This is a genomic window from Flavobacterium sp. AC267, assembly GCF_979258715.1.
Map to the genome: position 1 here is coordinate 1,592,113 of NZ_OZ409875.1, position 14,925 is coordinate 1,607,037.

Genomic DNA, 14,925 nt, shown 5'->3' on the forward strand with positions numbered 1-14,925 from the left:
GCCCTTTATTCACGGCATCGTTATTGTTAAAGGAATGCTAAAATAAATTTAACCCAAATCATGAAAAAATTTTTAGTGATAGCGACCCTAGCTATCTGCACTTTTACAAGTGCTCAAAAAGGAACAATCTTAGTAGGTGGTAACATTGGATACACTTCTGAAAAATCAGAATTCAGATTCAGTGAAGACAAAACAAGTACATTTAATTTTTCTCCTAAAGTAGGTTACCAATTTCACGAAAACTGGACAGTGGGAGGAGAACTTTCATTAAGTACATCTGATATTGATAATGCAGATTTAAAACGTAAAGACAATAAATTTAGAACTGGAGGTTTTGTACGTTACACAAAATCATTAAGCCAGACTTTTTCTGTTTTTGCTGACATGGGTGCAGGTTTCCAAACTGAAAAGAACAAAATCTACACTACTAATAATAATTATGTTAGATATAAAGGAGATGGTGCTTATGTAGATGTAACTCCAGCACTTTTTATCAACATGAAAAAAGGGTTTGGTCTTAACTTCAGTATTGGAGGTTTAGGATACGAAACATTAAGTTTTGATGACAATGGAGAAGATTACAGTAATTTCTACTTCAACTTTGGAAAAACATTCAGTATCGGGATTTCTAAAAACTTCTAATCTAAGTTTTTTATATATTCAATTTCAGAAAAGCATTCAGCCGTGACGGATGCTTTTTTTGTAGTAACAATTTCTTCGCCTGATCGTGATTTATAAAAACTTTTAGTTTTCATTAAAATGAAAAAGCGCTTTGGTTTGAGCGCTTTTTTTTGCTGAGTTCTTGTAAAAATAAAAAATTTCTCACTTAGCCCCGATAGAAGCGACATCCTTTTTCTGGCTTCTTTAGCCAGGAAAAGATATTAGCGGATAGCGGGAATAGAGGTATTTTGAAATTCAAGATGTCTGCTCTTAAAAAACTGCTTTAGAGTTTTGATTTTTTGGCACGAATTTCACGAATTTTCACGAATTAATTTAAGTACAATGATTTGTATAAATTCGTGAAATTCGTGGTGAGTAAAAAATATTAATCTTTTAAATCAAATTAATCTGCGGCTTCTTTTTATTCAATATTATCCTAAAATAAAACGTATTTTTGACGTTTAGATCCTTGATCTAAAATTTAATATCAGAAATCTAAAAAATAAAAATGAACTGGGAACAACTTTTATCATTAAAACGTCAAGGAGATACAAGCAAAAGATTACGTGTAGAACAAGATGATACCCGTTTAGGTTTTGAGGTAGATTATGACCGAATTATATTTTCTGCCGCTTTTAGAAGTTTACAAGATAAAACACAAGTTATTCCGCTTTCTAAAACAGATTTCGTACATACGCGTTTAACACACAGTTTAGAGGTTTCGGTTGTGGGGCGTTCGCTTGGACGTTTGGTTGGGAAGAAAATCATTGAAAAATATCCTTATCTGAAAGAAGTTCACGGTTACCATATGAATGATTTTGGTGCAATTGTGGCGGCGACTTCACTGGCACATGACATTGGAAATCCTCCTTTTGGACATTCAGGTGAAAAAGCAATTGGAGAATATTTTTCTATCGGAAACGGGCAGAAATTCAGAAATCAGCTTACAGATAAACAGTGGCAGGATTTAATCGATTTTGAAGGAAATGCAAACGGCTTTTCTGTATTAACAGCAAGCCGTCCCGGAATTGAAGGCGGACTTCGTATTTCGTATGCAACTTTGGGTGCTTTCATGAAATATCCAAAAGAAAGCCTTCCGAAAAGGCCAACCAACGATATTGCAGATAAAAAATACGGCTTTTTTCAAACCGATAAATTATTTTTTGAAGAAGTAGCTAAAGATATGGGAATGATTGCCAATAAATCTGGAGAAGATATTGGTTTTGAAAGACATCCGCTAGCTTATTTAGTAGAAGCGGCAGATGATATCTGTTATACTATTATTGACTTTGAAGACGGAATAAATCTTGGTTTAGTTTCTGAAGATTTTGCGTTAGAATATTTGATTAATCTGCTAAAAGATAATCGTTACTGGAAAGAGAAATATCAAAATTTGTCGACCAAAGAAGATCGAATCAGTTATTTAAGAGCTTTAGCGATTAATACTCTAATCAATGATGCTGTAAATGTTTTTATCGAAAATGAAGAAGCTATTTTACAGGGAAAATTTCCTTACGCTTTAACAGATAAAAGCAAATACAAAGCGCAGATGAATGATATTATCAAACTTAGCGTAGATAAAATCTATCAGAGCCGTGAAGTGATTGAAAAAGAAATTGTGGGGTATCAAATCATCCAGACTTTATTGGATAAATTTATTACCGCATTTAATAATAAATTTGATGGAACAGCTTCAAACTACGATAAATTGATTTTGAAAATGCTTCCAGAAAAGCATGATTTAGAAAAAGGTAATTTGTATGAAAGGTTACTTCATATTTGTCATTATGTTTCTTTATTGACAGATGGAAACGCGTTAGAATTATTTGAAAATATTAACGGAAGAAAAAAGAATTAAACCTTAGTTTTAAAGCAAAAAAAATATCCTCTAAAATGATTTTTAGAGGATATTTTTTTTGCTTTAATTTGAATTTATTTAAAAGCATAAACAAGACCTACACCAAGAACTTGTCTTAACTGCATTTTAGGGCCTTCATTTACTTGACTTTTTGTTCCTGTAGTTGGATCAACAACGTCTTTTTTGGTTTTAATATCGTCATCATATATCAAATGCACACCGATATTTGCTTTTACATAAGCATTAACCACAAGATCTAAACGAGTGTCGTAATCTATATCGACGTTGCCAAATTTATTTAAATAATCGGTGTATAAACTTAATCGGTTTTCATAAAAAACGTTTTTGTAAATTTCATTTTTCATGTATGCAGTAAGCAGTATACCAAATTCTGCTTTTACTTTTTGACCTTCTTCAATTAGTATTTGACTTTCTGGATCTAGCGGATCTGTTGCATAAACCGCTTTCTTAACCCCGAAAGAACCTTGGTTTGCAAGATATTGATCTAATACTAAAGTAGTTTTTAACGTAATAGGAGAGAAGTAGAAAACTCTGTTTTTTTCCTTGTTTGAATTCTCAGCTCCAGCTCCCAAAAAGATATAAGCTGGTGCAAAAGGCTTAGAGATTGCAATATCTCTGTTTGGATAATTATAACCGTTTGTAAATTGGGTATTGAAGTTTAATTTAGAAGAGTAATACCAGTTAGAAGCAGTATCTTTTCTAAAACCGTATGTAGAGTTAAATTGAAGAGCGTCATCAGTTTTTCTTAATTCCGTTCCGTCTTGTTTATTTAAACCATACTTTACGATAAGTTCGTTTACCCATTTATGATTTTTTTTAGCATACGTTCTTCCAAATTCACCTTTAAATAAACCTGAGATAGAACTTGTTCCCCCGGCGCTCCAGTTGACAAAAGCAATTTCGGAAATATCAAATCCAAGTTGATTTTTTTGAGTCCAGTTCGAAGCGCTTTAGGAGCTTGATTCGGACTTAAAGTAGTTTGAATAATCTGGGCAAAGTTATGAGAAGTACTCAAAAGCAATAATAGCAAAAGGGTAGAACGCAATAATTTCATTTTGGTAATTTTTTTGGTGTTGCAAAATAATTATTTTGAACCGTTAGAAAAAAGATTTATTAAACTTTTAACGTCAATTTTACACAATTGTTGCAGTTGAACTACTGTTCCATGCTCAATAAATTCATCTGGTACACCCAAAATTCGGATGTTATTTTTGAAATTATTCGATGCCGCAAACTCTAAAACTGCGCTTCCAAAACCGCCTTTTTTAACCCCGTCCTCTATTGTAATAATATCGTCGAAAGTTGAAAAAATGGAATTTAATATATTGATGTCTAGTGGTTTAATGAAACTAAAATTATAATGGGCAATAGCGTCAGAGTTGGGACATTCCTGTAGCGCTTCTATAACATTATTTCCAATTGTTCCGGCCGAAAGAACCGCAACTTTCGTACCATCTTTTAGGCATTTCGCCTGTCCGATTTTTATTTTTTCGTAATGTCCGAAATTTTCTACTTCCCAATTTGAAATAACGCCTCTTCCTCTCGGATATCGAATCGCGATAGGATGATTTATTCCTAATTGAGCAGTGTATAAAATGTTTTGAAGTTCAATTTCGTTAAGCGGTGCATAAATAATCATATTCGGAATCGAACGTAAATAAGTAATATCGAAAACGCCGTGATGTGTTGCGCCGTCTTCGCCCACTAACCCAGCTCGGTCCAAGCAAAAAATTACAGGCAGATTCTGCGGCGCGACATCGTGAATCACTTGATCGTATGCGCGTTGTAAAAATGTCGAATAAATATTGCAATATACAACCATGCCTTGTGTCGCCATTCCAGCTGCAAGAGTTACGGCGTGCTGTTCTGCAATTCCAACATCAAATGCACGATCCGGCAATTCGTCCATCATAAATTTTAATGAACTTCCTGATGGCATTGCAGGCGTAATGCCGATTATTTTTTCGTTCTTTTTGGCTAAATCTAAAATAGTTAAACCAAAAACATCCTGATATTTAGGCGAGCAGGTTTTCTTCCTGTTTTAAATGAATTTCTCCCGTCGAAGCATCAAATTTTCCTGGGGCATGATATTTTACCTGATTTTCTTCAGCCTGTTGTAAACCTTTTCCTTTTGTCGTAACAATGTGAAGAAATTTAGGGCCTTTTATCTTTTTTAAACGATTTAATTCTTTGATTAAAGTTGGAAAATCATGTCCGTCGATTGGACCAGAATAATCAAAATTCAAAGATTTGATCATGTTATTCTGTCTCGGGTTTTTTCCGTTTTTAACAGCGGTTAAATATTGTTTTAGAGCGCCAACGCTGGGATCAATTCCAATAGCATTGTCGTTTAAAATTACCAAAATATTGGCATCAGTAACTCCAGAATGATTCAAGCCTTCAAAAGCCATTCCGCTTGCGATAGAAGCGTCGCCTATAACTGCAATATGCTGTTTGTCGAAATCACCTTTAATTTTAGATGCAATTGCCATTCCAAGTGCCGCAGAAATAGAAGTCGAAGAGTGACCTACGCCAAAAGTATCATAAACACTTTCGCTTCTTTTAGGGAAACCAGAAATTCCGTCTATTTGTCTATTCGTATGAAAATTTTCTCTTCTTTCGGTTAGGATTTTATGACCGTAAGCTTGGTGGCCAACATCCCAAACTAGTAAATCTTTGGGAGTATTAAAAACATAATGTAAGGCAATCGTCAATTCAATTACGCCCAGACTGGCTCCCAAATGACCTTCTTTCACTGAAACTACATCAATAATAAATTGACGCAGTTCTTTAGCAACCTCGGTAAGTCGCTTCTTCTTTTAAAAGACGTAAATCGGCGGGATTGTATATTTTTGAAAGTAAATTGCTTTTCATTGTAAGGTAAAAAACAAATTTACGGTTTTAAATTTAATTTTTCTTTTGCAAATTATAATTGATCTGTATAGGCATTGGTCCCATTGTAGTTTGACCACTACCAATACTTATACCTTGTAAGGATTTATTTTTTTAATAGAATCTTCTTCAATAATATTTTGTTTATGAATATTCTCCATCATTATTTGTTCAAAATATTTCCTCTCTTTTATTCTTGCAGAATTTGCAAATGAAGAGTTTTGTTCCTCAATAACTTCTATCTTATCGATTTTCTGTTTACTGCCATTAACTGTTGCACAGCTGAACAAAGAAGTTCCCATAACAACAAATAAAGCTAACAAAAATATTTTCTGATATTGCGTTTGAGAGAATAAAACCTGACTTGGAATTTGAATGCGAACAGAATCTAATTGTGAATTTTCAAATCTTCCACAAATTTTTTTTCGTGATTTTTTCGTAAAAATTGTTGAATCTTAGCTGACGACATTCCTGTAAAATCAATAACAGATTTATTACAAAACATACAGAACCTTCCAGTTTCATCAGGAGCCATTTCATCCCAATTTTCACCGCGAGGTTCTGGAATTGTAATTTTGAATATAGGTTTCATAAATAAAATTTACAATAAAAACGCAAATAACTATAATGAAGTATATTCTTACCTTTTTTTATTTAGATTAAAATGCGATTGGCAAAGAATACTGCATTTTTATTTTTTTACCATTTGATTCTCCAGGTCGCCATTTAGGACAGATGCTGAGAACTCTCATTATTTCGTTCTCTAAAGTTTTGTCAATAGCAGGATCCGACTGCATGTAAGTCATCGATCCATTTTTTTCTACTGCAAACGAGATTTTAATCTTGAGATTTTTGATATAGATATCGTCTGGTTTTTTAAATTCTTTACCAAAAAAAGTATAAAATTGATCAATACCGCCTGGGAATTCTGCGTTTGTCTGCATTACTGCTCCCGTAACAAATTGTGAATCCTCTTCCTTAACTGTATTTGAAGATTGCTTTTTATCTTTAATAGTTTCACCACAACTTATAGTAACTGGTTTTTCAAATTTAACGTGATCGACTTTTGGCGGAGGCGGAGGCGGTACAACTGCTTGCTTTGTATTGGTGTCATCAATTGCGGGAGTCCCAACCATAGTATGCTCAGTGGCGAGATTGTCTGTAACCACTTCTACTTTGTCTATTTTTTTCTTATTGCCATTTTTGTCGGCACAGCTAAATAAAGTTGTTCCCATTGCAATAAATAAAGCTAGTGAAAACATTTTACGATATTGTGTTTGCACATACAAAATTCGACTTGGAATTTGAATACTTACAGAATCTAATTGCGACTGCTTAAATCTGCCGCAAACATTTTGATTTTGAACAAAAAAATGCTGAACTTCATCAGGAAGCATTGAAGTAAAATCAACAACTGTTTTAGAACAGTTCATGCAGAAACGACCGTCTTTGTTTGGCGTCATTTTGTTCCAGTCTTCATGACAAGGTTCAGGAATGCTGATTTTATATTTTCTTTCCATAATTGAATATCACGATTTAAATGTAATAAAAAATAAAGAGTAAAATAGTATTTTTGCAACTATGATAAATCCTTTCACCGACGAATATTTTATGAAGAAAGCTTTGCAGGAAGCTGAAATGGCTTTTGAAAAGGGCGAAATTCCTGTTGGTGCCGTAATTGTTGTGGCCGATAAAGTAATTGCAAGAAGTCATAATTTAACCGAATTACTAAATGACGTTACAGCGCATGCCGAGATGCAGTCGATAACTGCTGCCGCAAATTTCCTTGGAGGAAAATATTTGAAAGACTGCACGCTGTACGTTACGCTTGAACCTTGCCAAATGTGTGCCGGCGCATTGTATTGGAGCCAGATTTCGAAAATTGTTTTTGGCGCACGCGATGAGCGCCATGACTTTCTAAATATGGGAACAAAACTGCATCCAAAAACTACAGTAGTTTCTGGCGTTATGGCAAACGAAGCGACCGATTTAATGAAGCGTTTTTTTGTTGAGAGACGTAAATAATATTCAGGTAAATATTTAGAATTGATGACTGATTTTTCTACGATAAAAGAACTATTTCATATTACAGAGTCGAATGGATTTGGTTCTGATGAAATTGAAACGATCCAAAACATTTTTGGAACTCTTCCAAAAGTATTTATTGATTATTATACGGAGTTGGGTAAAATTCACAGTTTGAATCAAACACAAGATTCATTAATAGTTCCCGAAAGGTTTCAATATTATAATCATGATACTTATTTGATTTTTTATACTGAAAATCAGCACGCTTGTGTTTGGGGAATTCATAAAGACGATTTGGCTCTTGATAATCCGCCAGTTTATATGAGTTATGATCAAAAAGATTGGACCGTAGAAACCGAAACTTTAAAAGATTTCTTCAATGCTATGGCTTTTCTTCAGGCGGGATTTGCGTTAGATTTTCCATGTAATACATTTTATGAACTAGACGAACAGGAAGTTAATTTTATAACCAAAAACTTCTATAATAAAAATGTTTCCTTTGCAAGATGGCTTGAGGGAGTACAATTTTATGGAAATAATCCAGACGATGTAATTATAATTGCATCTGGAAATCAATTGTCTTATGCTTCCAATACGAAAGAACATTTTATTCAATTAGATAATGTCCTTTCAAAACTGGGGGCGGAGTTTTAGATAATCTCATGAAAATGAATGCCCTAGCCCAGATGGGAGCGATATCCTTTTTCCTGCTCCTTTAGCAGGGAAAAGATATAGCGGACAGCTGGATCAGCTTCAAATAATTATAAAATGTTTCTAATAACTTCAACAAAAGTTAAATAATTATTACTAGGGAATTTTCTTCTTAAATAAAACAAAAAATAATTTACTTTTATAACAATTAAATTCGTATTTTACTGTTAAGGCTTTTAGTAGTAAAAACGTATTTACACTGTCATTGTTAACCATTAACACTCAATAAAAAGTGAAAGTAAAAGGATTAAGTCTCGTATTTTTTGTGTTTTTTATTTTTCAATCCTGCGGCAGAAAATCGGTCGCAGATTTCAATTCCGATTTTTCACTATTTAAAGATTATATAACCAGTTTTACGGGCGGTATCGTTTCTTCGGATTCTGATATTCGTGTGGTTTTGGCTTTTGATAAAAATGAGTGGAAACCCAATCAGGAATTAGATAGTGATTTGTTTGATATTTCGCCAAGTGTGAGCGGAAAAGTTGTCGCGCTTTCGAGCAATACAATTGCTTTTATTCCGGAGAAAAAACTAAAAATGGGAACAGAATATCAGGTTACTTTAAACCTAGATAAACTGACTGCAATTCCGAAAGAGAAGGAAAAAGAACTTTCTAAATTCAACTTCACGGTTAAAACGGTTAAACAGGATTTTACGATAAATACAGGAGACATCCAGTCGTATAGTAAAGAATATCAATATTTAAACTGTGTATTAAAAACGGCAGATAATATTGATCTTGAAACGGCTCAAAAGTTGGTAGAAGCCAAACAAAAAGGAAATAATCTTAAAATTAAATTTGAGAAAGTAGCGGGGCCAGCTAAAGAATTTCGTTTTATAATTGATAGTATTCAACGTCTTGCAGATGCATCAAATCTAGAGATTATATATGACGGAAGTGATTTTGATATTGAACAGAAAGGACAAATCGATTTTCCGATTACAAGTGTCAACGAATTTAAAATTGTAAAAGTTGAGGTTCCAGATGGCAATAATCAATCGGTTTTAATTAACTTTTCTGAGCCTCTTGAAAAAGGTCAGGATTTTGCAGGTTTAGTTTCGATTCAAAACACTAATAACTTGAAATTTTCTACTCAAGGAAATTTACTGAAAGTATATTTTAAGAATGAAGCCACAGCTAAAAAAGAGCCAGTAACTCCCGTAGTAGTACAAGAAGAACCTGCCTATGCAACGGTCGATTCTGCCGCAGTTGCGGTAGACTCTGCTTCGGTAGCTGTTGATACGGTTCAAACTGAAGATATTGTTGAAGTTGTTCCAGAGGAAGAACCGGAGCAAGTTGTTACGGGCGAATTGCTTTTGGAAGTTTTTCAAGGAATTGAAAGCCAATACGGCAAAAAAATGGAAGCCAATTATAGTGAAAAGATTTCATTTGACCAGATAAAACCAAACGTTCGCTTTATTAAAAACGGAACAATTCTGCCAAGTTCAAATAATTTAAAATTAAACTTTGAAGCGGTAAACTTAAGTGCTGTTGATGTAAAAGTGTATAAGATTTACAAAAATAATATTCTGCAGTTTTTACAATATAATGAATTAAACGGCGGGCAAAATCTCAAAAAAGTTGCACAGCCAATTGCCAAAACAACACTGAATTTAAAAGAAAGCACACTCGTAAATCTTGCCAAATGGAATACGTATGCCTTGGATTTATCTAAAATTATAAAACCAGAACCAGGTGCAATTTACAGAGTTGAATTTGTATATAAAAAGAAATACTCTTTGTATAAATGCGAAACATCTGATGGCGAACAAGAGGAAGTTGAGGAAGAGGAGGCAGATGAAAATGACGTAAACTACAGTGGAGATTCGTACGATGATTACTCGTACTATGATGATTATGACTGGAGAGAAAGCCAAGATCCTTGCAGTGGATCGTATTACTATAATGCTAGAATTGCGACCAATATTTTAGCTACAGATTTGGGTGTTATTGCCAAAAGAGGAGAAAACAAATCCTATTTATTTGCGGTAAATAATATTGTTACAACAGAACCTATTTCTAATGCAAGAGTCGATTTGTACAATTTCCAACAGCAAAAAATCGCAACTGAGGCGACAAGCGGCGAGGGAATTGCATCTTTTCAGCTGGATAAGTTTGCTTATTTTGCTATCGTTACTTTGGGGGATCAATCAACTTATGTGAAACTGGATGACGGACTTTCGCTGTCTGTGAGTAATTTTGATGTTGCTGGGGAGACTTTACAAAAAGGGTTAAAAGGATTTATTTATGGAGAAAGAGGCGTGTGGCGCCCGGGCGATAATTTGTATTTGTCTTTCATTTTAAATGATGCGGCAAATAAACTTCCGAAATCACATCCAATTAAATTTAGATTGAATGATCCGAACGGAAAAACAGTTTACCAGACGGTTCAAAAAACGAACGATTTAAATCATTACGCTTTTATAGTTCCAACAAGTACAGAAGCACCAACAGGAAATTGGGAAGCAATGGTAAGCGTGGGAGGTGCTAAATTTTATAAAAGCATTAAAATAGAAACGATCAAACCGAATCGTTTAAAAATCAAAAATACGTTTACAAGAAAGACACTTTCGTCTTCGTATCCTAATACAGACAATCTTGAAGTAACTTGGCTTCATGGTGCGATTGCTAAGAATTTAAATGTAGAAATGCAGGCTAAATTCTCGTGAAGAAACTACCACTTTTAAAGGTTATGAAAAATTTACTTTTGATGATTTAGTACGTCAGTTTAGTACAGAAGAAATTAATATTTTCTCTGGGAAATTAAATGAAAGCGGAAAAGCATCAGTAAATATTCAGCCAAGACTGCAAGGTCAGGCTCCGGGAATGTTACGCGCTTCATTTATTACAAAAGTGTATGAAGAAGGCGGGGATTTTAGTACCGATGTTATGTCGACGACTTATTCTCCTTATAAAACGTATGTAGGTATAAAATCGCCAGAGCTCAACAAATACAATATGCTTGAAACCAGAGCATCAAATCGTTTTGATGTCGTTACGGTTGATGAAAACGGAAGACCAAAAGCGGTTCGAAATCTGGAAGTGAGAATTTACAAAGTAGACTGGCGCTGGTGGTGGGATTCTTCAAGCGATAATTTGTCGAATTATAATTCTTCGAATGCAACAACTTCTTATAAAACCAAAACGATCAGCACCGATTCAAGCGGAAGAGGAAGTTTTGAATTTTCTTTGAGTGATGAGGAATGGGGACGTTATTTAATTCGTGTTGAAGATACCGATGAAGGACATGCAACAGCATTGACTGTAAATATCGATTGGCCGGTCTGGTCAGGAAAAACTAGAAATAGAGATGCTTCTACAGCCAACATGTTAGTTTTTTCTACAGATAAAAAAAATTATGCTGTGGGAGAAAAAGCGCAGATTTCTTTTCCTTCAAGTGAGGGCGGACGTGCTTTGATTTCGGTTGAAAACGGATCTCGAGTAATTCAGACCATTTGGGCAGAAACTAAAAATGGTGAAACAAAAGTCGAAGTTCCGATTACGGGAGCGATGGCACCAAATGTCTATTTTAATATTACATTATTACAGCCTCATGCTTCCACTAAAAACGATTCGCCTATTCGTATGTACGGAATTGTTCCGATTGAAGTTGTCGATAAAAACACCATTTTGGCACCAACAATTAATATGCCCGATGTTTTAAGACCAGAACAGCCTTTTACGGTAAAAGTGGGCGAGAAATCTGGTAAAGAAATGACGTATACCATTGCCGTTGTCGATGAAGGACTTTTGGATTTAACACGTTTTAAAACACCAAATGCTTGGGATAGTTTCTATGTTCGCGAAGCTTTAGGAGTAAAAACTTGGGATATTTATGATGATGTAATAGGTGCTTATGGCGGAAAAATAAATCAGATTTTCAGCATTGGTGGTGATCAGGATTTAGGTGGCGGAAAAGCTAAAAAGGCAAATCGATTCAAACCAGTTGTGTTGTATTATGGTCCGTTCAAATTAGAAAAAGGACAGACGAAATCGCACGAATTAAAACTTCCAAAATATATCGGTTCTGTTAGAACAATGGTAGTTGCGGGAGACGCGACAACAAGTGCCTATGGAAGTGTAGAAAAAGCAACACAGGTTAAGAGCCCGTTAATGGTTTTGGCTTCATTGCCGAGAAAAATTTCGCCATCAGAAAAAGTAACGCTTCCGGTAACGGTTTTTGCTACTGAAAGCAAAATTAAAAATGTTTCAATTCAGATAAAAACCAGCAACGGATTGAAAGTAATGGGAAGTGCCGTTCAAAGATTGAACTTCTCTCAGCCAGACGAAAAAATGGCGTATTTTAATTTGGTTGTAGGTGCGGCAACGGGAATAGCAAAAGTACAGGTCATTGCAACTTCTGGAAGTGAGAAATCAGTTTATGATGTTGAAATTGATATGACGAACCCAAATCCAGTTACGAGTACCTATACAGATGTTGTTCTGGCGCCAAACAGTTCTAAAACACTTTCGTGGAAAACGTTTGGTGTTGCTGGAAGCAATAAAGCAAGATTGGAAGTTTCGTCAATGCCGTCAATGAATTTAAACGGAAGACTGCAATTTTTAATCCAATATCCGCATGGTTGTGTGGAGCAGACTACATCGTCAGTTTTCCCGCAATTGTTCTTAAGTGATGTTGCTGATATTGATGCGAAACGTAAAGATATTATTCAAAAGAATATTGTTGCTGGAATCGCAAGATTAGGAAACTTCCAATTATCAAACGGTGGATTACCATACTGGCAGGGGAATGCAATTGCTGATGATTGGGGAAGTTCATACGCTGGACATTTCTTGATCGAAGCAGAGAAAAAAGGTTATGTACTGCCAATTAATTTCAAATCAAAATGGTTGTCCTATCAGCAAAAAGAAGCCAAACAATGGCGTTTTGAACCTAAATATGGTAATGATTTGGCTCAGGCTTATAGGTTATATACTTTAGCTTTAGCTGGAAATGCTGATTTATCATCAATGAACAGATTGCGAGAAACAAAAGGCATTTCGAACGAAAGTATGCTTCGTTTGGCAGTGACTTATGTTCTAGCTGGACAAAAATCGGCAGGACAAAGTTTGTTTTTGAAAACCAATATTGATGGCAGTTCAGATGGATATAGCTACTACTATTACGGTTCAAGCGAAAGAAATAGAGCAATGGCTTTGGAAACCATGCTCGCTTTTAGGACAAAAACAAAAAGCATTTGCAATGGCTTCAAAATTAGCCAAAGAAATGTCGGCTAATCAGTGGATGAGTACACAGACAACTGCTTATTGCTTATATTCTATGTCGAAATTTGCTATTAGTAATGGTCCAAAAGGAATCAATCTTCAGTTTAGTAAAAATGGCAAGGGAGAAACTATAAATACTCAAAAAACAGTTGCTGATCGCAGTTTGCCGGTCACATCTGGAACAAACATTGTTACATTAAAAAACAATAAAAATAACACGATTTATGTCCGTGTACTGAACACAGGTATATTGCCGATCGGGGAGGAAAATGCTGTTCAAAATGATGTTTCGGCCAACATTGTTTTCAAAAACAGAAAAGGAAGTGTTATCAATGTTTCTAAAATTACTCAAGGAACTGAGTTTGTGGCCGAAGTTACGATCAAAAATCAAAGAGGAGAAAGTGTTCAGAATGTAGCTTTATCGCAAATTCTGCCTTCAGGATTTGAAATTGTAAATACGCGTTTTACAGATTACGGAGACGCAGTAAATAATATTGCCGATTATATTGATATTCGCGACGATAGAACCAATTTCTATTTTGGAATGAAAGCAAGAGAAACCAAAGTCTTTAGAATTCTGTTAAATGCGTCATATTTAGGAAATTATTATTTACCTGGTTTGCAATGCGAAGCAATGTATGATAATACATTCTTAGCCAGAACAAAAGGATTCTGGGTTGAGGTGGTGAAATAACCACGTATCCTAACAGGTTTTAAAAACCTGTTAGGTATCAAATGGAGTTTTAAAAGAAATATATATAATAAAATAAAATACCTAACAGGTTTGAAAAACCTGTTAGGATAATAAAAAGATTGATAGTTTGGATAAGGATGTTTTTGAAGCGGGACAGTATTATCATGTTTATAATCGAGGAAATAATAGTGAGAATATTTTTATTGAAGAGAAGAATTACAACTATTTTCTAGAAAAGGTTAAAAAGTATATTTTGCCTATTGCAGATGTTTATGCCTATTGTCTGCTTAAAAATCATTTTCATATTGTTCTAAGAATAAAAGATAAAATTGATCTGCCAGAAAAGTTTAAACAAAAAATGCATCTGCCATTTTCTAATTTATTTAATTCTTATTCTAAAAGTATAAACAAAGCTTACGATAGAACGGGAAGTCTGTTTCAGGAACATTTACAAAGAAATAGAATCGAAAACGAAGATTATTTGAAGCAGTTAATTATCTATGTTCATTTAAATCCTGTAAAGCATAAGTTTTCTAAAGAATTTCACTCTTATAAACATTCGTCTTATCGATCTTATTTATCAGATAAACAAAGTAGCATCGATCGGGAATTTATTGTGGAATTATTTAAAGATTTGGAAAATTTCATATTTTGCCACGACGAAAGAAGATTGATTTACGAAGGAGTTCTTAATGATGTAAATTTACTTGATCAGTAGGGATTATATTTGATTATCCTAACAGGTTTTAAAAACCTGTTAGGTATTTTTGATAAGAAGATATTTTAATTTTCTTTTAGGAATCTAAATAGATACCTAACAGGTTTTAAAAACCTGT

8 protein-coding genes and 3 pseudogenes are annotated in these 14,925 nt (G+C 34.3%); 6 read left to right on the forward strand and 5 right to left on the reverse strand.

What is annotated here, in order from left to right:
• Nucleotides 1-60 precede the first annotated feature (60 nt).
• Both ACZZ95_RS08305 and ACZZ95_RS08310 read left to right on the forward strand, forming a co-directional pair.
• Nucleotides 61-642: an outer membrane beta-barrel protein gene (locus ACZZ95_RS08305; RefSeq protein ID WP_463468692.1), complete on the forward strand. Its 582-nt coding sequence runs from the start codon at nucleotides 61-63 to the stop codon at nucleotides 640-642.
• Nucleotides 643-1,168: 526 nt separating this feature from the next.
• Nucleotides 1,169-2,518, forward strand: coding sequence for a deoxyguanosinetriphosphate triphosphohydrolase (locus ACZZ95_RS08310; RefSeq protein ID WP_463468693.1), 1,350 nt, complete (start codon nucleotides 1,169-1,171; stop codon nucleotides 2,516-2,518).
• 74 nt (nucleotides 2,519-2,592) lie between these two features.
• On the opposite strand, the pseudogene ACZZ95_RS08315 reads toward ACZZ95_RS08310, so the two are convergent.
• From ACZZ95_RS08315 to ACZZ95_RS08335, 5 genes and pseudogenes are all read right to left on the reverse strand, one after another.
• Nucleotides 2,593-3,593 (reverse strand): annotated as a pseudogene (locus ACZZ95_RS08315) (DUF3078 domain-containing protein).
• 30 nt (nucleotides 3,594-3,623) lie between these two features.
• A pseudogene (locus ACZZ95_RS08320) lies at nucleotides 3,624-5,413 on the reverse strand (1-deoxy-D-xylulose-5-phosphate synthase).
• A 107-nt stretch (nucleotides 5,414-5,520) separates the two neighbouring features.
• Nucleotides 5,521-5,754: a hypothetical protein gene (locus ACZZ95_RS08325; protein ID WP_463468694.1), complete on the reverse strand. Its 234-nt coding sequence runs from the start codon at nucleotides 5,752-5,754 to the stop codon at nucleotides 5,521-5,523.
• 65 nt (nucleotides 5,755-5,819) lie between these two features.
• The gene (locus tag ACZZ95_RS08330) at nucleotides 5,820-6,023 is read right to left on the reverse strand and encodes a hypothetical protein (RefSeq protein WP_463468695.1); all 204 of its coding nucleotides are present in this window, start codon (nucleotides 6,021-6,023) and stop codon (nucleotides 5,820-5,822) included.
• A gap of 67 nt (nucleotides 6,024-6,090) precedes the next feature.
• Nucleotides 6,091-6,951, reverse strand: a complete 861-nt coding sequence (locus tag ACZZ95_RS08335) for a hypothetical protein (RefSeq protein WP_463468696.1) — start codon at nucleotides 6,949-6,951, stop codon at nucleotides 6,091-6,093.
• 61 nt (nucleotides 6,952-7,012) lie between these two features.
• On the opposite strand from ACZZ95_RS08335, the gene ACZZ95_RS08340 reads away from it, so the two are divergent.
• The 4 genes and pseudogenes from ACZZ95_RS08340 to ACZZ95_RS08355 all read left to right on the forward strand — a co-directional run bounded on the left by ACZZ95_RS08340 (nucleotide 7,013) and on the right by ACZZ95_RS08355 (nucleotide 14,807).
• A complete protein-coding gene (locus ACZZ95_RS08340) occupies nucleotides 7,013-7,456 on the forward strand; it encodes a nucleoside deaminase (protein ID WP_463468697.1) in 444 nt (147 codons plus the stop codon).
• 24 nt (nucleotides 7,457-7,480) lie between these two features.
• Nucleotides 7,481-8,113, forward strand: a complete 633-nt coding sequence (locus ACZZ95_RS08345; RefSeq protein WP_463468698.1) for a hypothetical protein — start codon at nucleotides 7,481-7,483, stop codon at nucleotides 8,111-8,113.
• A 289-nt stretch (nucleotides 8,114-8,402) separates the two neighbouring features.
• Nucleotides 8,403-14,089, forward strand: a pseudogene (locus tag ACZZ95_RS08350) (alpha-2-macroglobulin family protein).
• Between the two features lie 127 nt (nucleotides 14,090-14,216).
• Nucleotides 14,217-14,807 carry a transposase gene (locus ACZZ95_RS08355; RefSeq protein ID WP_463468699.1) on the forward strand — a complete coding sequence of 197 codons (591 nt, stop codon included), beginning with the start codon at nucleotides 14,217-14,219 and terminating at the stop codon, nucleotides 14,805-14,807.
• The last annotated feature ends 118 nt before the right edge of the window (nucleotides 14,808-14,925 follow it).